Origin of the sequence: Variovorax sp. J22G73 (genome assembly GCF_030317035.1) — a bacterium.
Classification (GTDB): domain Bacteria; phylum Pseudomonadota; class Gammaproteobacteria; order Burkholderiales; family Burkholderiaceae_C; genus Variovorax.
Map to the genome: position 1 here is coordinate 425,259 of NZ_JASZYK010000003.1, position 22,765 is coordinate 448,023.

Annotated in this window: 20 protein-coding genes; 12 read left to right on the top strand and 8 right to left on the bottom strand. The window is 68.6% G+C overall.

The annotated features are described in order from the left end of the window. Positions 1–29: 29 nt before the first annotated feature. The 3 genes from QTI51_RS14590 to QTI51_RS14600 all read right to left on the bottom strand — a co-directional run bounded on the left by QTI51_RS14590 (position 30) and on the right by QTI51_RS14600 (position 3,704). Entirely contained in the window at positions 30–716 is a 687-nt protein-coding gene (locus QTI51_RS14590; protein ID WP_286514644.1) for a Fe2+-dependent dioxygenase, read from the bottom strand. 12 nt (positions 717–728) lie between these two features. Then, a complete protein-coding gene (locus tag QTI51_RS14595) occupies positions 729–3,071 on the bottom strand; it encodes a TonB-dependent receptor (protein ID WP_286514646.1) in 2,343 nt (780 codons plus the stop codon). 210 nt (positions 3,072–3,281) lie between these two features. Then, positions 3,282–3,704, bottom strand: a complete 423-nt coding sequence (locus QTI51_RS14600; RefSeq protein WP_286514649.1) for a cupin domain-containing protein — start codon at positions 3,702–3,704, stop codon at positions 3,282–3,284. A gap of 126 nt (positions 3,705–3,830) precedes the next feature. On the opposite strand from QTI51_RS14600, the gene QTI51_RS14605 reads away from it, so the two are divergent. Then, entirely contained in the window at positions 3,831–4,145 is a 315-nt protein-coding gene (locus QTI51_RS14605) for a UBP-type zinc finger domain-containing protein (RefSeq protein ID WP_286514652.1), read from the top strand. 23 nt (positions 4,146–4,168) lie between these two features. Here QTI51_RS14605 and QTI51_RS14610 read toward each other — a convergent pair whose 3' ends face one another. Next, on the bottom strand, positions 4,169–6,487 hold the full coding sequence (locus QTI51_RS14610) for an FdhF/YdeP family oxidoreductase (protein ID WP_286514654.1): 2,319 nt from the start codon (positions 6,485–6,487) through the stop codon (positions 4,169–4,171). A gap of 21 nt (positions 6,488–6,508) precedes the next feature. Beyond that, positions 6,509–6,973: a hypothetical protein gene (locus tag QTI51_RS14615; protein ID WP_286514655.1), complete on the bottom strand. Its 465-nt coding sequence runs from the start codon at positions 6,971–6,973 to the stop codon at positions 6,509–6,511. A gap of 315 nt (positions 6,974–7,288) precedes the next feature. Here QTI51_RS14615 and QTI51_RS14620 point away from each other — a divergent pair, with 315 nt between their 5' ends. Further along, entirely contained in the window at positions 7,289–7,810 is a 522-nt protein-coding gene (locus QTI51_RS14620) for a Dps family protein (protein ID WP_286514658.1), read from the top strand. Positions 7,811–7,902: 92 nt separating this feature from the next. On the opposite strand, the gene QTI51_RS14625 is transcribed toward QTI51_RS14620, so the two are convergent. Next, complete coding sequence (locus QTI51_RS14625) at positions 7,903–8,637, bottom strand: response regulator (RefSeq protein ID WP_116910101.1); 735 nt, start codon at positions 8,635–8,637, stop codon at positions 7,903–7,905. Positions 8,638–8,793: 156 nt separating this feature from the next. Between QTI51_RS14625 and QTI51_RS14630 the strand changes: the two genes are divergently transcribed. Together QTI51_RS14630 and QTI51_RS14635 are read left to right on the top strand one after the other, a co-directional pair. Continuing rightward, complete coding sequence (locus tag QTI51_RS14630; RefSeq protein ID WP_286514661.1) at positions 8,794–9,171, top strand: response regulator; 378 nt, start codon at positions 8,794–8,796, stop codon at positions 9,169–9,171. Next, positions 9,168–11,279: an ATP-binding protein gene (locus QTI51_RS14635; RefSeq protein WP_286514663.1), complete on the top strand. Its 2,112-nt coding sequence runs from the start codon at positions 9,168–9,170 to the stop codon at positions 11,277–11,279. The genes QTI51_RS14630 and QTI51_RS14635 overlap by 4 nt, the downstream gene beginning before the upstream one ends. A gap of 5 nt (positions 11,280–11,284) precedes the next feature. Here the strand turns inward: QTI51_RS14635 and QTI51_RS14640 are convergent, their stop codons facing one another. Continuing rightward, complete coding sequence (locus QTI51_RS14640; protein WP_286514666.1) at positions 11,285–12,229, bottom strand: LysR family transcriptional regulator; 945 nt, start codon at positions 12,227–12,229, stop codon at positions 11,285–11,287. Between QTI51_RS14640 and QTI51_RS14645 the strand changes: the two genes are divergently transcribed. The 5 genes from QTI51_RS14645 (at position 12,214) to yghU (ending at position 15,589) form a co-directional block, all read left to right on the top strand. Further along, the gene (locus QTI51_RS14645) at positions 12,214–12,690 is read left to right on the top strand and encodes a DsrE family protein (RefSeq protein WP_286514667.1); all 477 of its coding nucleotides are present in this window, start codon (positions 12,214–12,216) and stop codon (positions 12,688–12,690) included. The genes QTI51_RS14640 and QTI51_RS14645 overlap by 16 nt on opposite strands. A 30-nt stretch (positions 12,691–12,720) precedes the next feature. Next, entirely contained in the window at positions 12,721–13,656 is a 936-nt protein-coding gene (locus tag QTI51_RS14650; protein WP_286514668.1) for a pyridoxamine 5'-phosphate oxidase family protein, read from the top strand. An 8-nt stretch (positions 13,657–13,664) separates the two neighbouring features. Further along, the gene (locus tag QTI51_RS14655) at positions 13,665–14,027 is read left to right on the top strand and encodes a ferredoxin reductase domain-containing protein (protein WP_286514670.1); all 363 of its coding nucleotides are present in this window, start codon (positions 13,665–13,667) and stop codon (positions 14,025–14,027) included. Then, positions 13,985–14,593 (top strand): flavin reductase family protein, encoded by a 609-nt coding sequence (locus QTI51_RS14660; protein WP_286514672.1) that lies wholly within the window; start codon positions 13,985–13,987, stop codon positions 14,591–14,593. The genes QTI51_RS14655 and QTI51_RS14660 overlap by 43 nt, the downstream gene beginning before the upstream one ends. A gap of 84 nt (positions 14,594–14,677) precedes the next feature. Further along, entirely contained in the window at positions 14,678–15,589 is a 912-nt protein-coding gene (gene yghU, locus QTI51_RS14665) for a glutathione-dependent disulfide-bond oxidoreductase (RefSeq protein WP_286514675.1), read from the top strand. 6 nt (positions 15,590–15,595) lie between these two features. Here yghU and QTI51_RS14670 read toward each other — a convergent pair whose 3' ends face one another. Further along, the gene (locus QTI51_RS14670; RefSeq protein WP_286514676.1) at positions 15,596–16,528 is read right to left on the bottom strand and encodes a LysR family transcriptional regulator; all 933 of its coding nucleotides are present in this window, start codon (positions 16,526–16,528) and stop codon (positions 15,596–15,598) included. A gap of 209 nt (positions 16,529–16,737) precedes the next feature. Here QTI51_RS14670 and QTI51_RS14675 point away from each other — a divergent pair, with 209 nt between their 5' ends. From QTI51_RS14675 to QTI51_RS14685, 3 genes are read left to right on the top strand one after another with little or no spacing between them, the layout of a single operon-like run. Next, on the top strand, positions 16,738–17,931 hold the full coding sequence (locus tag QTI51_RS14675) for an efflux RND transporter periplasmic adaptor subunit (protein WP_286514677.1): 1,194 nt from the start codon (positions 16,738–16,740) through the stop codon (positions 17,929–17,931). After that, entirely contained in the window at positions 17,928–21,134 is a 3,207-nt protein-coding gene (locus QTI51_RS14680) for an efflux RND transporter permease subunit (protein ID WP_286514679.1), read from the top strand. The genes QTI51_RS14675 and QTI51_RS14680 overlap by 4 nt, the downstream gene beginning before the upstream one ends. After that, positions 21,131–22,684, top strand: a complete 1,554-nt coding sequence (locus tag QTI51_RS14685; RefSeq protein WP_286514682.1) for an efflux transporter outer membrane subunit — start codon at positions 21,131–21,133, stop codon at positions 22,682–22,684. Before QTI51_RS14680 ends, QTI51_RS14685 begins: the two co-directional genes overlap by 4 nt. The last annotated feature ends 81 nt before the right edge of the window (positions 22,685–22,765 follow it).

Sequence of the window (22,765 nt, forward strand, 5' to 3'; positions counted from 1 at the left end):
TGGCGAGCGGAGAGAGTGTAAATATCTGCCTAGGTGTCGCTCCACTTGCGAAGCAGGTTGTGATAAGTCCCCACCAGCGTGCGGCGCGCCGACTCGTCGGCGCCGCTCTGGTTCAACCGCTGGATCGCGTTGTCCATGTCGAACAGCAGGGCGCGGTCGCCCGCGTCGCGCACCAGGCTCTGCACCCAGAAGAAGCACGCCACGCGCACGCCGCGCGTGATGGGCGTCACCTGGTGCAGGCTGGTGGCGGGGTACAGCACCATGTCGCCGGCCGCGAGCTTCACGGTCTGCATGCCGTGCGTGTCTTCCATCTGCAGTTCGCCGCCGTCGTAGCTGTCGGCGTCCGACAGGAAGAGCGTGGCCGACAGGTCGGTGCGCAGCTTGCGGCCCGTGCGCGGGTCGATGCGCACGCCGCCGTCCACGTGCAGGCCGAAGCGCATGCCTTCGCTGTAGCGGTTGAACATGGGCGGGTACAGCAGGTTGGGCAGCGCCGCGCTGATGAAGGTCGGGTGCCGCTCCAGCGCAGCGGCCACGATGGCCTGGCATTCATGCGCGACCGCCGAGCCTTCGTCGATCTGCTGGTTGAACTTGACCGGCGCGCCCTGGTGGCCCGCGGTGACGCGCCCGTCGACCCAGGCGTCGCCGGCCGCGTCCAGGCGTGCGCGCACCGCGGCGAGCGCCTCGCGGTCCAGGACACCGGGAATGCAGACCAGCATGGCAAAGGCTCCTCAAAGGCGGTAGGTGAGCGACAGCGTGGCGGCGCGGCCCGAACCCGGCACCGCGCGGCCGCCGTCCGAGGGAATCAGCGCGTCGTAGTAGTGGCGGTTCGCCAGGTTGAACAGGTTCAGGCGAATGTCGTACTTGGGCTGATGGTAGGCCAGCATGGCATCGAGCCGCGCGTAGCCGCCGACCTGCACGACGTCGGTGTTGTTCGCGTAGCGCCTGGCGCTGTAGGTGGTGCCCCCGCCGATCTCCCATTCGGGCGTAATCGCGTAGGTGGCCCACAGGCTGGCCGCGTCCTTCGGCGTGTTGGCCGGCGTCTTGCCGAGGGTGCCGGGCGCGATGCCGTCGATGATGGTCGCGTCCAGGTGCGTGTAGGCACCGAACAGCTGCAGCTTGTCGGTCACGCGGCCCGCCACGCCGGCGCGCGCGCCGTTTACGCGCACTGTGCCGGTGGCGCTGTAGGTGCCGTCGCTGTTCTGCGAGCGCGCGTTGGTCTGCGTGATCTGGAAGGCGGCGGCCGTGAACGACAGGTTGCCGTCGTTCATGTCCCACTTGCCGCCGAGTTCATACGCCTTGTTCTTCTGCGGCGGCAGCGGCTGCGTGCCGCCGGTGGTGGCCACCAGCTGTTCGAGCGAGGGGTTGAACGACGTGCTGTACGACACGTAGTACGACTGCGCGGGCGTCGGCTGCCAGATGGCGCCGGCGCGCACGCTGGTGAAGTCGACCGTCTGGTTCTCGGCGCCCAGCGTGGTCGCGCTGGTGATGCTGTTGGTGATGTTCGCGCGGTAGTGGTCCTGCCGCACGCCGGCCACCAGTTTCCATTGCGGGGTCAGCTCCAGCGTGTCGTTCACGTAGCCGGCCACCGTGGTGGCGCTGGCGGTGGCCAGGTTGCCGGGCAGCGTGGGCGCGGTGGTGGGGGTGTTGCCCTGGTAGGGCGCGAGCAGCGGCGAGCAGGTGGCGTAGCCGGTGGTGGCGCCCGCGGCGTTCAGCGCGGTGCCGGCGCAGGTGCCGTTGCGGTAGTAGGCCTGGTTGTCGTAGGTGTCGTGGCCCAGCTCCAGGCCGGCGAGCAGCGTGTGCTTCACGGAGCCGGTTTCGAACCTGGTGTTCAGCTCGGTCAGGTTGAACAGCGACTTGTCGTGGATGGTGCGGTCGTGGCTTTGCTGGCGCACCCACAGCGTGTCCAGCGGCAGGCTGGAGAAGGCGGCGGTGGGCACGGCGGTGGTGCCGGTCGAAAACGGCGTGAACACGCCCTTGGACGAGATCGTGCCGATGCTCTGCGGCGCGGTTTCGCGCGCGTCGGTGGTCACGTCGTTGTACTGCGTCTGGTTGCGGATCGACGTGGTGGGCGTGAGCTTGTGCTGCACCACCGCGCTGAAGGCCTGGATGTCGGAGATGGTGCGGTCGTCGCTGAAGCCGTAGGCCAGGTCGCGGTTGACCTTCACCGGACGGCCGTTGAGCGGCGACACGCCGTAGTCGGGCTGGTCGCGGTTGTGCTGCACCAGCGCCGACAGCGTGACCTGCGTGGGCGTGTTGATGCCGAACTTCAGCGAGGCGTCCAGCCCGAAGTCCTTCAGCCTGGTCTGCTCGCGCGTGCTCGCGTCGCCCTGCTGGCCCATCGCGGCGATGCGAAAGGCCGAGGTGTCCGACAGCGGCCGGTTGATGTCGATGGTGGAGCGCACCAGGCCCGTGGTGCTGGCCGACAGCGACACCTCCGCCGCGGGCACGAGCGACGGCTTCTTGGTCACCTGGTTGATCACGCCGCCGGTGGAGCCGCGCCCGAAGAGCATCGACGACGGGCCCATCAGCACCTCGACCGATTCGAGTGCGAAGGTGTCGCGGTAGTACTGCGCGCGGTCGCGTGCGCCGTCCAGGTAGATGTCGGTGCGCGCCGAGAACCCGTTGAGGTTGATGTTGGTGCCGATCTGCCCGCCCTCGGCGCCGCCGATGGTCAGGCCCGGCACGTTGCGCAGCGCGCTCGCCAGCGAGGTCGCGCCTTGCGACTGCATCACGGCCTGGTTGATGACGGTGATCGACTGCGGCGCATCGCGCAGGTCGGCCGGCAGGCGGCTCAGGGAGGCGGGGTTGGCGCCGAAGCCGGTCTTGTCCTGCGCGCCTTGCACCTGCACTTCGCGCAGCGTGGCGGGCACGGAGGTGCCCGGGGCCGCGGAAGGCGCCGCCGTGGAGGCCGGTGCCGCGGGTTCGGGAGCCTGCTGGGCGAACGCGGTGGGCAGTGAGGCGCAAAGGCCGAGCAGGGCGATGGCCACGGGCGTGAGCCGCCGCGTGGTGCGCAGGGCGCTGGGCGAAACCCAGGAATCAGAGGAAGCAGAGGGGAGGCAGGTACGGGTCATGGGCGGCTTTCCGGGCGGCGCCCGGACGGGGGTCCGGGCCGGGTGGCGCAAACAAGCGCACCACCGGGCGCGAATTCTGTCCGCGAATGACTCCTATTCGAATCTTTTACCTCTTGTTGTCCGAGCTACGACACAAAACACCGGCTTTACCTGTCAAGTCAGGTCAGCGGCAGGTTTCTGCGAGAACAAGTAGAGACGATGTCGCCCGGCTCACTCCCAAGGCGTAGCCGCCGGAATCTCGCACACCGGCTCCACGTCGATGCTCTTGAAGTCCGCCGGCGACACGATCTCCAGGTACTCCATGTCGGGCGAGTAGTCGAACAGGTAGTGGCGGATGCCCGGGCGCTGGTGCACCACGTCGCCGGCCTCGACCAGCGTTTCCTTGTCTTCGTACATGAAGCGGGCCCAGCCCTTGACCATGATCACGATCTGAAAGTCCGCCTCGTGCCGGTGCCAGCCGGTGCCCGTTTCCGGTGCCATGTTGGCCTTGACGAGGTGGGCGATGACCTTGCCGTTGGTGGCCTCCGCAACGCCCAGGTCGCGGTAGAGAAAAAAGTCGCGCAACCCGCCCGGCACGAACTCCGTGTCGCCGGGTTTCACATGGGAGAACTGGGTGGCAGTACGGTCCAGCATGGGGCGCTCCTTCGCAGGTGGTGGGTGTTGCGCCGCAGCACGCATAAAGCGTTCCCGGGACGACGGCCGCGTGTTGGCGTTAGCCTTGGCCCACCGAGCTCGCATCACTTTCATGAGGACCACCGAATGAGCAAGTCCAAGCCATGCACGCACACCGACAGCATCCACCAAGTGACGCCCAGCGCCAAGGGTTGCGAGGAGTGCCTGAAGACCGGCAGCCCCTGGGTGCATCTGCGGCTGTGCCGCACCTGCGGCCACGTCGGCTGCTGCGACGATTCGCCGAACCGCCACGCGCGCGCGCACTTCCATGAAACCGCGCATCCGATCATCGAAGGCTACGACCCGCCCGAAGGCTGGGGCTGGTGCTTCGTGGACCGCGTGGCGCTCGACCTGGGCGAAGACACCACGCCGCAGGTCGGGCCGATTCCCAGGTTCGTCTGACGCGACGCGGCTTCGGGCCGTATTCAGGCCGAAGCCCGCACCCGCACCGGCACCGACTTGTAAGACGGCGTGCCGCTCTGCGGATCGCGGTGCGCCAGGCCGATGAGCACATTGGCCTCCGGGTAGTAGGCCCCCGCCGACCCGCGCGGAATGTCGTACGCCACCGCGGTCAGGTTGCGCAGCACCGCGCGCGGCGCAGGCCCTTCCACTTCCCCTTCCCCTTCGCTTTCATCTTCGAACGGCACAGCCTCCAGGTCCACCCGGTCGCCCGCCGCCAGGCCCTGCGCGGCCAGGTCGTCGGCGTTCAGGAACACCATGTCCCTGCGCCCGAAGATGCCGCGGTAGCGGTCGTCGAAGCCGTAGATGGTGGTGTTGTACTGGTCGTGGCTGCGCAGCGTGGCCAGCGTGAGCACCTGCGCACCGGCGGCGCGCGGGTCTTCCTTGATGCCCGGCATCACGATGAACTGCGCCTTGCCCGATGGCGTGTGCCACACCCGCTCGGCCGGGCCGATGGGCAGCCTGAAACCGCCGGGCGTCTTGATGCGCAGGTTGTAGCCATCGAAGCCCGCGAGCACGCCCTCGATGCCGTCGCGGATGCGGCCGTAGTCGGCGGCCATGCCGGTCCAGTCGATGCCGTGCCGCCCCGCGAGCACCGCCTGCGCGATGCCCGCGACGATGGCCGGCTCCGAGCGCACCTGCGCCGAAGGCGGCGGCAGCCGGCCGGTGGAGGCGTGCACCATCGACATCGAGTCTTCGACGGTGATTGACTGCACGCCGCCCGCCTGCACGTCGAGCTCGGTGCGCCCCAGGCAGGGCAGCAGCAGGCTCTGCCTGCCCACCAGCAGGTGCGAGCGGTTGGGCTTGGTCGCGATGTGCACGGCCATCTCCAGGCCGCGCATGGCCGCGAAGGTGCGCAGCGGGTCGGCCATGGCCACGGCCAGGTTGCCGCCCAGGCACATCAGGAACTTCGAGCGGCCCGCCTCGATGGCCTCGACGGCTTCGCCCGCGTCGTGCCCGCGCTGCGCGGGCGGCACGAAGCCGTACACCCGCTCGATGCCCTGGCGCAGCGCCAGCGGCGCCTTCTCATCGATGCCCACGGTGCGGTTGCCCTGCACGTTCGAGTGGCCGCGCACCGGGCAGATGCCCGCGCCGGGCCGGCCGTAGTTGCCGCGCAGCATCAGCAGGTTGGAAATCTGCTGCACGTTGTCGGTGCCCAGCCGGTGCTGCGTGATGCCCATGCCGAAGGCGACGATGGTGCGCCGCGCCTTGCAGTACAGGCGCGCCACGTGTTCCAGCGAGGCGCGCGGCAGGCCCGAGGCGAGCTCCACGTCGGCCCATTCGGTGGCGTACAGGTCTTCGGCCAGCGCCTCGAAACCTTGCGTGTGCTCGGCGATGAAGGCGCGGTCGAGCAGGCCCGGCCCGCCCGCGGCAAGGTCGTCGGCGTCAAGGGACAGCACCGCCTTCATGACGCCCTTGAGCGCCGCCGCGTCGCCGCCGACCTTCACCTGCAGGTAGTCGCTGGCGATGTCGGTGGCGCTGAAGGTGGCCATCTCCAGCGGGTCTTGCGGCGCCGCGAAGCGCTCCAGCGCGCGCTCGCGCAGCGGGTTGAACACCACGATGGGCGCGCCGCGCCGCGAGGCCGCATGCAGCGTGGTCATCATGCGCGGGTGGTTGGTGCCGGGGTTGTGGCCCATGGAGATGATGAGGTCGGCGTGGTCGAAGTCTTCGAGCGACACCGTGCCCTTGCCGATGCCGATGGACTTCGGCAGGCCCACGCTCGTGGCCTCGTGGCACATGTTGGAGCAGTCGGGGAAGTTGTTGGTGCCGTAGGCGCGCGCGAACAGCTGGTACACGAAGGCAGCTTCGTTCGACGCGCGGCCCGAGGTGTAGAACTCCGCCATGTCCGGCGAGGGCAGCGCCTGCAGCACCGATGCGATGCGCGCGAAGGCGTCGTCCCATTCGATCTGCACGTAGCGGTCGGTGGCCGCGTCGTAGGCCATGGGGTGCGTGAGGCGGCCCAGGTCTTCGATGTCGTGGTCGTTCCAGGCCAGCAGCTCGCTCACGGTATGGCGCTGGAACACCTCGGGCGTGGCGCGCTTGCGCGTGGCCTCCCAGGTGACGGCCTTGGCGCCGTTCTCGCAGAACTCGAAGGCCGAGGTGTGCTGCGGGTCGGGCCAGGCGCAGCCGGGGCAGTCGAAGCCGTCGGGCTGGTTGTTGCGCAGCATGATGCGCGTACCCGACACGGCATTCATCTGCCCGTGGATGGCCTTGGCCACCGCGCCCAATGCGTCCCAGCCGCCGGCGGGGTGTTCGTACGTGCGGATGCCTGAATCGTCGGCCATGTGCGGCTCCTGGTGTCGGGGTCAGTTGCTGCAGGCGAAGCGCAGCGCGCGGGCCGCGTCGTGCACGCGCGCGAAGTCGCTGTCGAGCAGGTGCAGCGGCTGCGCGCCGTCGAGCCAGCCGTTGGGCTGCACGAACCATTGCGCGAGGTCGCCGTCGTCGAGCAGGCCGGCCAGCTCGCCGACCAGCAGCCGCACCGGTGCGCGCACCGCCACGTCGCCGCGTTCGAACTGGAAGAACGGCAGCCAGCGCTGCCCGCCCCATTCCATGCCGATCACCTCGCGGGCCGCGATGGCGCGCGCAAGCTCCGACAGGCCGGTGCGCGGGCGCCGCGCCGCAATCTCGTGCCCCGTGGCCAGTCCGCCGGAGGTCCGGTAGGCCGCCAGCAAGCCCAGGAAGCGGTCGTCGTCGACCCGCAATGCCAAGGCGGCGCCGTGCCAGTTGGCGGCGGGGGCGATGGGTGCGGTGCGGGTTGGGGTGGCTTGCATGAACGGTCCTCGGTGGGTGGATCGGGGCGTTGATGCGTCGATGTTGCGGCGCGCTGCTTGCAGCATGGTTTCAGGCGCGCAACGCTGTGTTTCATTTGTAGCGCGGCGCGTTCGGTCCACATCTTCCCTGCGCTCGCGCCCCTGGGAATTTCATCTGCAACATGGTCAGCCGCAATGAAATGACACGGCAACCGTCGCGCGGCACAGTGCACTCATGGACCACCGGTTGCGCATCGGCCGACGGTTCATCTGTCCATCCGATGCAGACCCGATGCAGCTTCGTTCCCACCCTGTTCCAGATCGAAAGGCGCTCCCATGACCATCACGCTCGAATCCACCACCGCGCGCCGCCAGGCGCCCCTGCACACGCCCACCTCGCTCGGCGCCGAAGCGCGCCGCGACATCGCCGGCGGGCTGTCGGCCCTGCTGGCCGACACCTTCGCGCTGTACCTGAAGACCAAGAACTTCCACTGGCACATGTCGGGGCCGCACTTTCGCGACTACCACCTGATGCTGGACGAGCAGTCGGACCAGATCTTCGCCATGACCGACCCCATTGCCGAGCGCGCGCGCAAGCTCGGCGGCACCACGCTGCGCTCCATCGGCGACATCACGCGCCACCAGCGCCTGTCGGACAACGATGCGCCGTTCGTCACGCCGCAGGACATGCTGGCCGAGCTGCGCGAAGACAACCTGCGCCTGGTCGACTTCATGCGCGCCACGCACGGCATGTGCGACGGCTACGGCGACGTGGCCACGGCCAGCCTGCTGGAGGTGTGGATCGACGAGGCCGAGCGTCGTGCCTGGTTCCTGTTCGAGAGCGGCCGCGAAGCCTGAGCGGCCATGGGGTGCACCGCGGCCGCCAGGGCCCGGTGCCTCCGGGGTGCGCTGCACCTTCAGCGCAGGTTCGATGCAGGTTCAGTGCAAGTTCAGTGCAGCACCTGCACCTGCGGCTCGAACACGTAGCCCGCGCCGCGTTCGGTGCGGATCATCTTCGGCGCGGCCGCGTCGATCTCGATCTTGCGGCGCAGCCGCAGGATCTGCACGTCGATGGAGCGGTCGTACACCTCGGCGCCGTGCAGGCGCGACAGCTCCAGCAGCTGGTCGCGCGAGAGCACGCGCTGCGGCTGCTCGCACAGCGCCAGCAGCAGGTTGAACTCGCCGTTGCTCAGCTCCACGCGCTGGCCCTCCGGCGAGGTCAGGCGGCGCGCCAGCAGGTTCAGCTCCCAGCCCGCGAAGCGGTAGGCGCGGCGCTTGGTGTTGCGGCCGGCCGGCGCGGCGTCGGTGCGGGCCTGGTAGCGGCGCAGCACCGCGCGAATGCGCGCCAGCATCTCGCGGTTGCTGAATGGCTTGGTGACGTAGTCGTCCGCGGCAATCTCCAGGCCCATGACGCGGTCGGCCTCGTCCTGCTTGCCGGTGACGATGATGACCGGCAGCTCGCTGGTGTCGCGCAGGCCGCGCGCCAGCTGCATGCCGTCTTCGCCGCCCAGGCGCAGGTCGAGCAGCACCAGGTCGATCACGCTGTCCTGCAGCACCGCGGTCATCTCGGCCCCGGTGGCCACGGCGGTTACCTGGAACTCGTTTTCCGTCAGGTACGCGGTCATCAGCTCGCGCAGTGCAGGGTCGTCGTCGACCACCAGGATGTGGGGTGCAGCGGTGTTCATGGCGATCGAAGCGTAATTCAAATGATCCTACGCAGGCCTACCGGCGCATTACAAATGAAACGAACCGCCGCCCGCCTGACATCGCGCCGGCACCTGCGTCGGCGCCAATCGGTCCATGGGGTGCACCACGCACCCGCAAGAACAGGGACTGATGTCATGTCGAAGATCATGGTTATCGAGGAAGATAGCGCGATGCGCGTGCTCATTTGCGAATGGCTGGCCGGCGAGGGGCACGAGGTCCGCTCGCTGCCGCGGCATGGCGGGGCCGCGAACGCGCCGACCGACACCACCGTCGACCTGGTGGTTCTCGACCTGCCGCACCCGCGCTCGCGCGCCGCCGACAACCTGCGCACCGTGCAGGCCGTGCACGCCGCCTGGCCGCACGCGGCGGTCATCGGCATTTCGGCGCAGCTCGCGCGCAGCCTGGGCGGCGACTCGGAGGTGAGCCGGGCGCTCGGCGCGAGCCGGCTGCTGGCCAAGCCCTGCACCCGCGAAGAACTGCTCGGCGCCGTGGCGGCCACGCTCGCGGCATGACGTCGAGCCAGCGGCTGCGCCAACGCATCGTCGCGGCGGGCGTCGTGCTGGTGGCGGCGTTTGCCGGCTCGGCCGTGTACGACGGCTGGCGGCTGCATCAGCAGATCATGTTCGCGACCGAGCGCGAGCTCGGCAACCTGGCCAAGGCCCTGGCCGAGCAGGGCGCGCGCAACCTGCAGGCCGTGGACCTGCTGCTGCGCGACACCAGCGAGTGGTGGGAAAGCACCGGCCACGCGCTGCCGCCCGACGCCATCGCGGCCGCGCTGGCGTCGCGCGTGGTGGGCGTGTCGCAGGTCAGCGTGCTCACGCTGGTCGACGCCCAGGGCATGCAGCGGCACCGCTCGCGCGTCACGGGCGAGCCGCTGGCCGATGTGTCGGACCGGCCCTATTTCCAGAGCCAGCGCGAAGGCGCCGCGCTCGGCCTGTACATCAACGAGCCCGTGGTCACGCGCACCGACCGGCGCCCGGCGCTGGTGGTGTCGCGCCGGCTCGCCACGCCCGACGGCCGCTTCGACGGCGTGGTGACCGCCATCGTCACCCTGCAGGAGCTGCAGGCGGCCTATTCGGCGCTGGAACTGGGCGAGGGCAGCGCGCTGCTGCTCACGCTGGACGACGGCACGCTGGTCGTGCGGCAACCCGACGAGCCCGGCATGCCCAGCGGCCAGCGCTTTCCGGAGCTGACGGCCTTCAAGGGCGCGCCGCTGATCGACCGCTCGGTGAGCCCCGTCGACGGCCGCGCCAAGCTGGTCGCGGCCGTGGGCGTGGGCAAGCGGCCGCTCACGCTGACCATCACCCGCGACGAAGACCACGCGCTGCGCCCCTGGTACGACGAGCTGCACAGCGCCATCGTGCGCACGCTGCTGCTGGCCGCGCTGGTGGTGCTCACCATTGCGGGGCTGCTGCGCCAGTTGCGCAAGCTGGAGGCCGGCGAGGCCGAGAAGGCGGCGCTGCAGGCGCGGCTGCAGAAGGCCCAGCGGCTGGAGTCGCTGGGCACGCTGGCCGGCGGCATCGCGCACGACTTCAACAACATCCTGGGCGCGATCCTGGGTTTCGGCGAAATGGCGCAGCAGCATGCGGTGCCGGGCAGCGACATGCGCCGCTACATCGACCGCGTGATGCAGGCCGGCGCCCGCGCGCGCGTGCTGGTGCGGCGCATTCTCGATTTCAGCCGTGCCGGCGTGGCCGAGCGCGTGCCGGTGCACATCCAGGCCGTGGTGGAAGAGGCGCTGGCCATGCTGCGGCCCACGCTGCCCGAGGCCATCCGCATCGACACCCGGCTGGGCGCCGGCACCGCGGCCGTGCTGGGCGACGGCACGCAACTGCACCAGGTGGTGATGAACCTGTGCACCAACGCCGCCCAGGCGCTGGGCGACGCGGGCGCCATCGAGGTGCTGCTCGAACGCGAGACCACCGCCGCCCCCAGGCCGCTGCTGCACGGCGAGCTGGCCCCCGGCAGCTACGTGCGGCTGGTGGTGGTGGACACCGGCGCCGGCATGTCGCCCGAGGTGCTGCAGCGCGCCTTCGATCCCTTCTTCACCACCAAGAAGCTGGGCGAGGGCACGGGGCTCGGGCTGTCGATGGTGCACGGCATCGTCACCGACCTGGGCGGCGCCATCGACATCGCGACCGAGCCCGAACCCAGGCCCGGCCACGGAACGCGCGTGACCGTGTGGCTGCCGGTGTGCGGCGAGGCCGAAGCGCCGCCGCTGCGCGCCGACCCGGCCTGGCCGCGTGGCAACGGGCAGGTCGTGATGGTGGTGGACGACGAGCGGGCGCTGGTCGAGCTGGCCGAAGAGCTGCTGGCCGAACTGGGCTACGAGCCGGTGGGTTTCGATTCGAGCGAACGCGCGCTGGAAGTCTTCATGGCCGACCCGCAGCGTTTCGACGCGGTGCTCACCGACGAGATGCTGCCCGGCCTGGCCGGCAGCGAACTGGCGGCCAGGGTGCTCGCGGTGCGGCCCGGGCTGCCGGTGATTCTGGTGAGCGGCAACGTGGGCGCGGCGCTGGAGCAGCGCGCGCGCGATGCCGGCGTGGTGGCGTTGCTGCGCAAGCCGCTGGGGTTGCAGGAGCTGGCGGAGAGCCTGGCGCGCACGCTCGATGGGCGCTGAGGCAGCTAGGCAAGGCGCTCGCGAAGCCCCGAATGAAGATGGTCTACCATCGTCGACAGCCGTGGCAAGCCATGGCGGTTGCGCGGATACACCAGCGAAAGCGGCCGCGTCGCCGGCTCGTAGTCGTGCAGAACCGGCACCAGTTCGCCGCGCTCGAATGCGTCTTGCACCTGGTAGTGAAGAAAGCGCCCGAAGCCCTGGCCCGCGATGCAGGCCGCCAGGCTCGCGCCGATGGTGTTGCACGCGATTCGGCCCTCGACCTTGACACGCAGGGGCCGCCCGTTCGCCATGAAGTCCCAGACCGAGGCATCGCCGAAGCCGCCGAAAAGAATGCAGCACCGGCTGGCCAGGTCTTTCGGCGTGTCCGGCACGCCCTGGGCGGCAAGCAGCGCGGGGCTCGCGGCAACCACCTGACGCACATCGGCGACATGGCGCGCGACGAGTGACGAGTCTGTCAACGGCGCAATGCGCACCGCCAGGTCGATGCCTTCCTCGACGAGATTGACGACACGGTCCAGCAGCAGCAACTGCATGTTCACGCGCGAATGAAGCTGCAGGTAGCTCGCAACGAGCGGTGCGACATGCAGCTCGCCGAAGTTGACGGAGGCCGTCAGCGTGAGGCTCCCGGTCGGCTCGGCCTGGGCCCGGCTCATTGCCTGCTCCGACTCGGCGATGGCCATGCGAATGGCCGTTGCGTGGTCGCGGTACGCAAGCCCCTCCTCCGTGATGATCACCCGCCGCGTCGTGCGGTTGAACAAGCGCACGCCGAGGTGATTCTCCAGCGCGGCCAGCGTGCGGACCACGCTGGGCAGCGACTGCGACAGCGCGTCGGCCGCGCGGGTCAGGTTGCCGCGCTCGGCGATTTCGAGAAAGACGTCGATGGCATTGAGAAGGTTCATGGCCCCGAAATTACTGCAACCAGCGCAGTACTTAAATGGCTTTCCCGGCATTTATCTATTCCATCTGGAGCAATAGATTTGCTTTCGAGGCGGCACCTCATCCACTTCCGGTCATCGCCGCCATCGAAAGGAAAAAGCTTGTGAAAACCGTCATCGTCGTCTTCTCCGATCCCAAGTCCGGCAGCGAGGAAGCCCTGGGCCGCGTGTTCAACGCGCTGTTTCTCGCCTACGAGCTGAAGGAAAAGCAACGCGACTTCGACCTCGTCTTTCAAGGCGCCGGCGTTCGCTGGCCCGCCGAACTCGCGCAGCCAGCGCATCCCGCCCACGCGCTCTACGAGGCCGTGCTGGACCGTATCGTGGCCTGCGGCGGTTGCGCCGACGTCTTCGGCGCGGCCGGCGGCCTGGCGCCGACGGGCATCGACCTCGTGCGCGACAAGTCGATTCCCGGCACGACCGGCGTGCTGGACCTGTCGCGTCACCTGGACGCCGGCCATTGCCTCGTGACTTTCTGACGCACTGAGTTTGCGCAAAAGCACGACGACATGGACGACACCGTCTTCCACCCCGGCGAGCGGATGGTGCAGGAGCGAACCGGCGAGCGCGCCATCGCGCTGCTCAACGCGCGCAACATCTCTGCGCACATCCCGGCGGCGGCGCGCAACTTCGTCGCGCAGCAGCGTTGGTGCGTCGTCGGCGCGGCCGATGCCGAGGGCGGTGTCAGCGCCAGCCTGTTGATCGGTGAGCCCGGCTTCCTGCAGGCCGCGGAAGACCTTGCCAGCTTGCGCATGGCGCTGGTCGATCCGCACGACCATTTGCGGACCATCGCGCCGATCGGCGCCTTGGAGGCGGGTCAGTCGGTCGCGGTGCTGCTCATCGAACTGCAGACGCGCAGGCGCTTGCGCGTCAACGGGCACGTGGCTTCAGCGTCAGGTGGCCTGCTCGACGTGACGGTGGGGCAGGCCTTTCCGGTCTGCCCTCGCTACATCCAGAAGCGTGAGCCGGAGATCGCTGAGCCAGCCACAGAGCGGGGCACCGAGACATCGCCGGCATTGCTGGCAGGTGGCTCTGCATTCGACGACACGGTCGCGCAGTGGGTCACCACCGCGGACACCCTGTTCATCGCGAGCCTCGGGCCCGGCGGCGCAGCCGATGTGTCGCATCGCGGCGGCCGGCCCGGCTTCGTGCAGGTGGTCGGCAACGTGCTGCGCATTCCGGACTACAACGGCAACAGCATGTTCAACACCTTGGGCAACCTCGCCATGGACGCGCGCTGCGGCCTGGTCTTGCCAGGCGGCGACGGTGTGCGCCAACTGCAATTGAACGGCCGTGCGAAGGCCTGCTTCGATGTGCTCGACGGTGCCGAATCGACCGGAGGGACGGGCCGCTGGATCGAGTTCACCGTCGAGTCCTGGCGCGTTTCACCCCTCAACCTGCCGTTGCGCTGGCGCTTCATCGAAGCCTCGCCCTTCAACCCTTGAGGACCCCCGTGGAACCGCTTGAACTGATCGTCGTCGGCAAGGAGACGGTCGCCGCAGACACCGTCAAATTGACATTGCAGCGCCTCGACGGCGGGCCGCTGCCCGCTGCGCAGCCGGGCGCGCACATCGTGCTGGACCTGAATGGCCTCGTGCGGCGCTACTCGCTCCTTCGCGCCGACGCAGCGCCCACCCGCTACGAGATCGGCGTGCTGCGCGCGGCGAACAGCCGAGGCGGCTCGCGCTTCATTCACGAGCAGCTTGTGGTGGGCAGCCGCTTGAGCCTGCTGGACGTGGCCAACGAATTCATCTTGGACCCGACTCACCCCATGTGCTGTTGCTCGGCGGCGGCATCGGCATCACGCCGCTGCTGAGCATGGCCTCGCATCTCGGCACCGAGGGACGCAGCTTCGCGCTGCGCCACGTCGTGCGCGATGCGGCGCGGCAATGGCCGTTGCCATCGGGGACGCCGGGGTTGCCGGGGCTGCCGGCCTCCGTTCACATCGGCCGCGCCAGCATGGACCTGCGGAAGCTCCTCGGCGAGCAACCGCCGGGCACGCATGTCTACGTCTGCGGCCCTGCGGGCTTCATCGACGCGGTGCGCTCGGCTTCGTCCGAAGCGGGTTGGGAGGCGCATCGCATCCACGCCGAGAGCTTCGGCACGGGCGTCGATACCAGCGACGCACCGTTGCGCGTGACGCTCACGCAGTCGGGTTCGACATTGCATGTCGCCCCGGGCACGTCGCTGCTCGACGCACTGCTCGCCGCGGGCGTCTGGACGAGCTACGAATGCCGCCGTGGTGTCTGCGGCGCGTGCCTCACCGAGGTCGTGAGCGGGGAGCCTGTGCACCGCGACAGCCTTGCACCCGACGTGCGCCTGGGCGCCATGTGCACCTGCGTGTCCTGGGCCCGGGGGCCGGAGCTGGTGCTCAACCTGTAGCGGCGAAGTGCCGCCGCTTCGAGCGGGGCATTCGCTTCGAACGTATCTGGAAATTTCAAACCTCTTGGCTGCAAGGAACAACCGATGACCGAAGACCCGTTTCAAAACCAACCCGCAGGCTATGTGCCACCCAAGGTCTGGAGCCCGAAGAACAACCAGGGCGGCACGTTCGGCAGCATCAACCGACCGGTGTCCGGTGCCATGTTCGAAAAGGAACTGCCCGTAGGCAAGCATCCTTTGCAGCTGTATTCGCAGGGAACGCCGAATGGGCAGAAGGTCACGATCCTGCTGGAGGAGCTTCTGGCGGCAGGGCATTCGGGCGCGGAGTACGACGCCTGGCTGGTCGACATCTTCAAGGGCGACCAGTTCGGGAGCGGCTTCGTGGGCCTCAACCCGAATGCCAAGATCCCGGCGCTCGTCGATCACTCCACCGATCCGGTCAGCTGCGTTTTCGAAAGCGGCTCCATCCTGGTCCACCTTGCCGAACGCTTCGGCGCGTTCCTGCCTGCTGGCGGCCGTGCGCGAACGGAAACCTTCAACTGGCTGATGTGGCAGGTGGGCTCGGCACCCTTCGTCGGCGGAGGCCTGGGCCACTTCTACGCCTATGCGCCGCTGAAGATCGAGTACGCGATCGACCGCTACGCGATGGAGACCAAGCGGCAACTGCATGTGCTGGACACGCACCTGGCCACGCACGAGTTCATCGCGGGCGATCAGTACACCATCGCGGACATGGCCATCTGGCCGTGGTACCCCGGCAGCCTCTACGGCGTGTACAACACGCACGAGTTCCTGGCGGTCGACGCGTACGTGCATCTGCTGCGCTGGTACGAGGCGATCGCGGCGCGTCCCGCCGTGGCGCGCGGCAGGGTCGTCAACCGCGTCTCCGGAGACCCGGGCACCTTCCTTCGCGAGCGCCACGACGCCAAGGATTTCGACGGCCTGCAGCGTCCGTCGGGGAGCAGCCCCGCACCAGCGCCTCGCGGCGCGGCTTGAAGCCGTTCAGGAAGATTCGTAGGAATCGACCCGCCAGCCGGCTTCCGCCTGGCGCACGACCTCGCCGACCCAGTCCACGAACGCGCGCACGGTCGGGGACAGCTGGCGGTTCTGCGGATACAGCACGGAGAGCGGAACCGTCGGCGACGCATGGTCGGCGAGCACCTGCCGAAGGCGGCCGCTGTGCAGGTAGGGGCGCACCATGTAGCTGCCCGCGCGAATCAGGCCCAGGCCTTCGAGGCCGCAGGCCACGTACGCGTCCGTGTCGTTGACGATGAGGCGCTCTCGCATCCTGACGCTGCGGTGCTCGCCGTTCGACTCGAAATTCCACTCCAGGGTGCGCGCGGTGCGGCTGGACAAATAGCCGACGGCATCGTGGTTCGCCAGGTCCTCCAGCGACGTGGGCGTGCCATGGCGGGCCAGGTAGTCCGGCGAGGCGCAGGTCACCCATTCGAATGAGCCGATGCGCTTTGCGACGAGCGTGGCGGAGTCTTCGGGCGTTCCTGCGCGAATGACGCAGTCGATGCCCTCCTGCACCAGCTCGACCGTGCGGTCGGACGCCGTCAGCGTGAGTTCCACCTCCGGGAAGCGGGACTGGAAGTCCTTGAGGCAGGGCAGCACCACCAGGCGCGCGAGCGAAAGCGTCATGTCGACGCGAAGGCACCCCCGCGGCTGTCCGGCCCGTCCGGGAAAGCTGGACTCCACGCCCTCGATGTCCGCCAGCAGGCGCTTGCAATGCGCGAAGTAGAGCGTGCCTTCCGGCGTGAGGCTGATGTGGCGCGTGGTTCGCTGCAGCAGCCGCGCGCCCAGGAATTTCTCCAGGTCCTTCACGGCGCGCGTGACCCGCGACTTGGGAAGAAAGAGGCTGTCCGCGGCGCGCGTGAAGCTGTGCATTTCGACGACGCGGGCGAAGATCTGCATCGACTGGAGGCGGTCCACTGGTTCTCTCCTGGCAGGGCAATTGTTGCTTGGGGCGGAATGGGATGCGGGGGGAGCATCGCGTCGGGTTTCCGTTTTACCTCACGGGCTGCCGCCGGCGAGCAAGCGATTGTTCCAAGTGAGGCAACAAAGTAACCCAGGTTCCGGCCTCGATCTTCATGCGCCGCGCGCACAGACTGCAAACCGTTTTATTTCGCAGAGCACGTCGCATGAATCCCCTCAAGAAGCATCACCTGGCGGTCGTCACGACTGCCGTTGCGGTGGTCGTTGCCGGCAGCGCGTTTTGGAAGCATGGTTCCGAAGCGCATGCCCAAGCCGCCGCCGCACTCCCCACCGTCAAGTACCGGCCGGCGCTGCAGCGTTCGGTATCGGACTCGCAGGACTACACGGGCCGGCTCGAACCCGTGGACCTCGTCGACGTGCGCGCCAGGGCACCGGGAACGCTGCTGGCGGTGCACTTCAAGCCCGGCCAGCATGTTCGCCAGGGCGAGGTTCTCTTCACCATCGACCCGGCGCCCTTCGAGACCCAGGTGCAGCAAGCCCAGGCCACGCTGGCAGGCGTCGAAGCACGGCAGCGGCTCGCAGACACCGAGCGCGCACGCGGACAGCGGCTGCTCGAATCGAACTCGATCGCGCGCAGGGAGTTCGACACGCTGGACAACGCCGCACGCGAGGCCGCCGCGTCGCTGAAGGGGGCACAGGCCGCGCTCGCGCAGGCCCGGTTGCAGCTCGGCTACACCCAGGTCCGCGCGCCCATCGCCGGGCGCATCTCCCGCGCCGAAGTCACCGCGGGCAATGTGGTGACAGCGGGCGGCGAAGCGACCCCGCTCACGCGGATCGTTTCCGACGCCAAGCTCTATGCGTCCTTCAACGTGGACGAGCAGAGCTACCTGCAGATCGTCGCGCCCTCGCTCAGGGCCGGCACGCAGCCGGTGGTGAAGGTCGGCCTTGCGAACGACGCCGGCTTTCCCTACGCGGCGTCCATCGAAGCGATCGACAACCAGATGGACACCCGTTCGGGAACCGTGCGGGTCCGCGCGCGCATCGACAAGGTGAACCCCGAGATGCTTCCCGGTCTTCGGGCGCGCATTCGGCTGCAGGGCGGCGCGCCGTACGACGCCGTGCTGGTGGACGAGGCCGTCGTCGGCACCGACCAGGACCGGAAGTACGTGCTGGTCGTCAATGCACAGAACAAGGTCGAGCGCCGCGTGATCGACCTTGGCGTGCTGCAGGGAACGCAACGGGTCGTGCGCAGCGGGCTCGCGCCGGGTGCCAGGGTCATCGTGGATGGCGCGTTTCGCGCGCCGCCGGGTGCGTCGGTGTCCGCCGTCGCGGCAGAGGCGCCCGCGGGCTCCGCGACCCCGGAGGCTTCCATCGACGCCGCCCAGGGAGGCCGCTCGTGAACATCTCGAAATTCTTCATCGACCGGCCGATCTTCGCGGGCGTGCTGTCGGCGCTGATTCTTCTCGCGGGCATCGTGGCGTCGTTCAACATGCCGGTCTCGGAATACCCGCAGGTCATTCCGCCATCGGTCGTGGTGCACGCGCAGTATCCCGGCGCCAACGCCAAGACCATCGCGGAAACCGTCGCGGCGCCGCTGGAGCAGTCGGTCAACGGCGTCGAGGGCATGCTCTACATGGACTCGAAGGCCAGCGGCGACGGCCACCTGTACCTGACCGTGACCTTCAAGCTCGGAACCGATCCGGACAGGGCCCAGCAGCTGGTGCAGACCCGCGTGTCCCAGGCCCAGGCGCGACTGCCCGAGGACGTGCAGCGCCTGGGGGTCACCGCGGTCAAGAACCTGCCGATGATCACCATCGCCGTGCACATGGTGTCGCCGAAGGGCACCTACGACAACAACTACATCAGCAACTACGCCATCCTGCACGTGAAGGACCGGCTGGCCCGCATCACGGGCGTCGGCGACGTGGCGATCTGGGGGCCCGGCGGCTACGCCATGCGTGTGTGGCTGGACCCGGCCGCCCTGGCCGAGCGCGGACTCAGCGCGAACGATGTCGCCAGCGCCATCCGGCGCCAGAACATCCAGGCCGCGGTCGGAACCATCGGCAGCGCACCCACTTCCGCGGACACTGCCTTCCAGCTCAACGTGAATGCCGACGGCCGCCTCAAGTCGCCCGAGGAGTTCAAGGGCATCGTCATCAAGTCCGACGCGCGGGGCGCGATCACGCGCCTGGGCGACGTGGCGCGCGTGGAGCTCGGCGCGGAAGACTACGGAATTCGCGCCACGCTGGACAACGCGCCCGCCGTCGCCGTGACCGTGCAGGAAGCCCCCGGCGCGAACTCGCTGCAGATTTCGCGCGACGTGCACAAGGCCATGAAGGAGCTCGAGAAGGATTTTCCGGAAGACGTGGTCTACCGCATCGTCTATGAGCCCAGCCGCGCGGTCCAGTCCGGCATCGACGCGGTCATCGAGACGCTGCTCGAATCCGTGGCGCTGGTGGTGCTGGTCGTGTTCCTCTTCCTGCAGACCTGGCGCGCTTCCCTCATTCCGCTGGTCGCGGTTCCCATCTCGATCGTCGGTACCTTCACCTTCCTGCTGCTGGCGGGCTACTCCATCAACACGCTGTCGCTGTTCGGCCTGGTGGTGGCCATCGGCATCGTGGTCGACGACGCCATCGTGGTGGTGGAGAACGTGGAGCGCAACATCGCGCGCGGCCTCAGCCCGCGGGAGGCCACCTACCAGGCGATGCGCGAGGTGAGCGGGCCCATCGTCGCCATCGCGCTGACGCTGTCCGCCGTGTTTCTTCCGCTGGCGTTCCTCAGCGGCCTGACCGGGGAGTTCTACAAGCAGTTCGCGGTCACCATCGCCATTTCCACGCTCATCTCGGCGGTGAACTCGCTGACGCTGTCCCCGGCGCTGTCGGCGCTGCTGCTGAAGGGGCATGCAGACGCGTCCGACGCCGTGACCCGGGTCACGCAGAAGGTGTTCGGCCGCTTCTTCGGTCGCTTCAACCGCACGTTCGATCGCGGCTCGCAGGCCTACGGAGGAAGCGTGGGCCGGCTGCTGCGGCACAAGGGCGCCTTGCTCGCCGTCTACGCGGTGTTGCTGGGCGGAACCTGGTGGCTCACCGGCCATGTTCCGGGCGGTTTCGTTCCCGCGCAGGACAAGGAGTACCTCGTGAGCCTGGCGCAGTTGCCCGAGGGCTCCACGCTGGACCGCACCGAAGCGACCATGAACAAGATGAACGCCGCGGCGCTCAAGCACCCTGCCGTCATGGGCACGTCGAGCTACAGCGGCCTTTCGATCAATGGCGTGACGAAGAGCTCGAGCACCGCGCTGTCGTTCGTGCTGCTCAAGCCGTTCAAGGACCGCAAGGGCATCAGCGCCGACCAGGTCGCGGCCGACCTGGGCCGTGAGTTCGGCAGCATCGGCCACGCCTTCACCGGCATCTTTCCGCCGCCGCCGGTCTATGGCCTGGGAACGCTGGGCGGGTTCAAGCTGCAGATCGAAGACCGGGCGGACCTGGGCTACGACGCGCTCTACAAGGCCACGCAGGCCTTCATCAAGAAGGCGTCCGAGGCGCCGGAGCTCGGCGCGCTTTTCTCGACCTACACCGTGAACGCGCCGCAGCTGAAGGTGGACATCGACCGCGCCAAGGCGCAGCAGCTGGGCGTGGACACGCCGGCCGCTTTCAGCGCCTTGCAGGCGTTTCTCGGTTCCTACTACGTCAACGACTTCAACTTCCTGGGGCGGGTGTACCAGGTGCGCATGCAGGCCGACAGCCAGTTCCGTTCCAGGCCGGACGACATCGGGCAGCTGCATGTGCGCAGCGACTCGGGCCAGATGGTTCCGCTCGCGTCGTTCGCGAAGGTCAGCCAGACCTACGGCCCCGACCAGGTCACCCGCTACAACGGGTTCACCTCCGCCGACGTCGGTGGCAGCCCCGCGCCGGGCTATTCGTCGGACCAGGCGATGGCCGCCATCGAGCGGGTCGCGGCCGCGACCTTGCCGCCGGGCATGACGTTCGAATGGACCGACCTGACCTACCAGCAGATCATTGCCGGCAACAGCGCCGTCTGGATTCTTCCGCTCTGCGTGCTGCTGGTGTTCTTCGTGCTGGCTGCCCAGTACGAGAGCCTGACGCTGCCGCTGGCCATCATCCTGATCATTCCGATGAGCATCTTCTCCGCGCTGCTCGGCGTCTGGCTCATGAAGGGTGACAACAACATCTTCACGCAGATCGGGCTGATCGTGCTCGTCGGCCTGGCGTCGAAGAACGCCATCCTGATCGTCGAGTTCGCACGCGAACTGGAGATGGCGGGAATGCCGACGCTGAAGGCCGTGGTCGAGGCGTGCCGCCTGCGGCTGCGCCCCATCCTGATGACCTCGCTGGCCTTCATCATGGGCGTGATCCCGCTCGCGCTGTCGACCGGAGCGGGTGCGGAAATGCGCCAGGCCATGGGCATTTCCGTGTTCTTCGGAATGATCGGCGTCACGCTGTTCGGCCTGTTCCTGACGCCGCTCTTCTATGTGCTCGCCCGGGCGCTCGGGGGAGGAAAGCCGCTGCGGTCCGCAACGCACCACGAGGCACCCGCGGTCGTCCCTCGTCACCTCGAACTGCAGCAGCCGGAGGCCCAGGCATGAGCTACCCCACCCACGCGATGCTGCTCGTGGGCCGAGCAGCCCGCGCAGCCCGAGCCGCCCGAGTGCCCGGAAGCGCGCTTGCCATGGCCGCCACTTTGTTCCTGCTGTCCGCGTGCTCTCTCGTGCCCGTCGAGCATCGCCCGGTCATCGACGTTCCCGCGAACTTCGCGGCGTACGACAACCACCCGCTCGCGTTGCAGCCGGCGGAAAGCCCAGGCCGCTGGCGCCCGGCCGAGCCCGCCGACCAGCAGGCGCCTTCACCGTGGTGGGGCGTCTTCGGCGACCCGGTGCTCGTGCAGCTCGAAGAAGAGGCGCTCAAGGCCAACCCCGATGTGTCCATCGCCATGGCGAGGCTCAAGCAGGCGCGCGCGTTGGTCACGCAAAGCGAAGCGGCGCAACTGCCCGAAGCGAGCGCAGGGTTCGGTCCCACGCGACAGCGCACCAGCGGTGCAGCCGCGGGGCGCGGAGACGGCGCGCCGGGATCTGCGCAAACCCTTTGGCGCGCGCAGGCCTCCGTGGCCTACGAGGTCGACCTCTTCGGGCGGGTTTCATCGGGCGTTGCCGCCGCACGGGCCGATGCAGATCGGCAGCAGGCACTGGCACACCAGATGCTGCTGCTCGTCCAGGCCGACGTCGCCAAGGCGTACTTCAGCGTGCGCCAACTGGAATGCGAACTTCGCCTGCTGCGGGACACCGTGAAGCTGAGGGAAGACGCCCTGTCGCTGCTGGAGCGAAAGCTCGGTGCGGGCGCCGCGGCCCCTTACGTTGTCGACCAGGCGAAGACGGAGTTGTTCTCGGCCCGTTCGGCGCAACTGGCGGTGGAGCAGCAGCAGGCGCTGGCGTCGCATGCCCTGGCCATCTTGCTGGGCAAGCCGCCGGCGGCGTTGTCCGTCGAGGCGCTGCCGCTCGAGAACGTCGCGGTTCGGCTGCCGCCGGGCATGCCATCGACGTTGTTGGAGCGCCGGCCGGACATTGCCGCCGCCGAGCGCGCCATGACGGCGGAGAACGCCCGCATCGGCGTCGCGAAGGCCGCGTTCTTTCCGTCGCTTTCGCTGACGGGGTCGTTGGGCTACGAGTCGGCCGAACTGGGAAACCTGGCCAGTTGGTCGCAGCGGACGTTCCTGCTGGGGCCGCTGGTGGGAACCGCCCTGGGCATGCCCATCTTCGATGGCGGCAGGCGAAGCGCCGAGGTGGCCCGCGTGCGCGGCGTGTACGAGGAGCGGGTCGCCGAGTACCGCAAGACGGTGCTCCAGGCCTTCCGCGAGGTCGAGGACTCGCTGGTTTCGATACGGACCCTCGACGCGCGAATTCTCCAATTGCGGGGAGCGGAAGACGCGTCGTCCGGCGTAGCGCAATCGGCCAGGGCGAGATTCGACGAAGGGGATGTCGACTACCTCGTCGTGGTGGACGCCGAGCGCACCCGCTTGCGCAGCCGGCAGTCGCGCATCCAGTTCGAAGGCGAGCGCGCACGCGCGACCGTCGACTTGGTCAAGGCGCTCGGCGGTGGCTGGGAGCTTTCCACGGACGGCCAGTCCGGCGCCAACGGCTGATCCGAAAGCGCGCAGGAGGCGGCCACAAGGCCGCCCATCCACTCGCGGGCGCGAGCCCTCTTAATTTTTCTGGAGTTTTTC

Excerpts from the sequence above, each read along its gene's own strand:
- QTI51_RS14650 (WP_286514668.1), top strand. The coding sequence starts at position 12,721 with ATGGACGACACCGTCTTCCACCCCGGCGAGCGGATGGTGCAGGAGCGA.
- QTI51_RS14675 (WP_286514677.1), top strand. The coding sequence starts at position 16,738 with ATGAATCCCCTCAAGAAGCATCACCTGGCGGTCGTCACGACTGCCGTT.
- QTI51_RS14625 (WP_116910101.1), bottom strand. The coding sequence starts at position 8,637 with ATGAACACCGCTGCACCCCACATCCTGGTGGTCGACGACGACCCTGCA.
- QTI51_RS14590 (WP_286514644.1), bottom strand. The coding sequence starts at position 716 with ATGCTGGTCTGCATTCCCGGTGTCCTGGACCGCGAGGCGCTCGCCGCG.
- QTI51_RS14605 (WP_286514652.1), top strand. The coding sequence starts at position 3,831 with ATGAGCAAGTCCAAGCCATGCACGCACACCGACAGCATCCACCAAGTG.
- QTI51_RS14635 (WP_286514663.1), top strand. The coding sequence starts at position 9,168 with ATGACGTCGAGCCAGCGGCTGCGCCAACGCATCGTCGCGGCGGGCGTC.
- QTI51_RS14595 (WP_286514646.1), bottom strand. The coding sequence starts at position 3,071 with ATGACCCGTACCTGCCTCCCCTCTGCTTCCTCTGATTCCTGGGTTTCG.
- QTI51_RS14610 (WP_286514654.1), bottom strand. The coding sequence starts at position 6,487 with ATGGCCGACGATTCAGGCATCCGCACGTACGAACACCCCGCCGGCGGC.
- QTI51_RS14640 (WP_286514666.1), bottom strand. The coding sequence starts at position 12,229 with ATGCCGGGAAAGCCATTTAAGTACTGCGCTGGTTGCAGTAATTTCGGG.
- QTI51_RS14645 (WP_286514667.1), top strand. The coding sequence starts at position 12,214 with ATGGCTTTCCCGGCATTTATCTATTCCATCTGGAGCAATAGATTTGCT.
- QTI51_RS14600 (WP_286514649.1), bottom strand. The coding sequence starts at position 3,704 with ATGCTGGACCGTACTGCCACCCAGTTCTCCCATGTGAAACCCGGCGAC.
- QTI51_RS14685 (WP_286514682.1), top strand. The coding sequence starts at position 21,131 with ATGAGCTACCCCACCCACGCGATGCTGCTCGTGGGCCGAGCAGCCCGC.
- QTI51_RS14630 (WP_286514661.1), top strand. The coding sequence starts at position 8,794 with ATGTCGAAGATCATGGTTATCGAGGAAGATAGCGCGATGCGCGTGCTC.
- QTI51_RS14615 (WP_286514655.1), bottom strand. The coding sequence starts at position 6,973 with ATGCAAGCCACCCCAACCCGCACCGCACCCATCGCCCCCGCCGCCAAC.
- yghU (WP_286514675.1), top strand. The coding sequence starts at position 14,678 with ATGACCGAAGACCCGTTTCAAAACCAACCCGCAGGCTATGTGCCACCC.
- QTI51_RS14620 (WP_286514658.1), top strand. The coding sequence starts at position 7,289 with ATGACCATCACGCTCGAATCCACCACCGCGCGCCGCCAGGCGCCCCTG.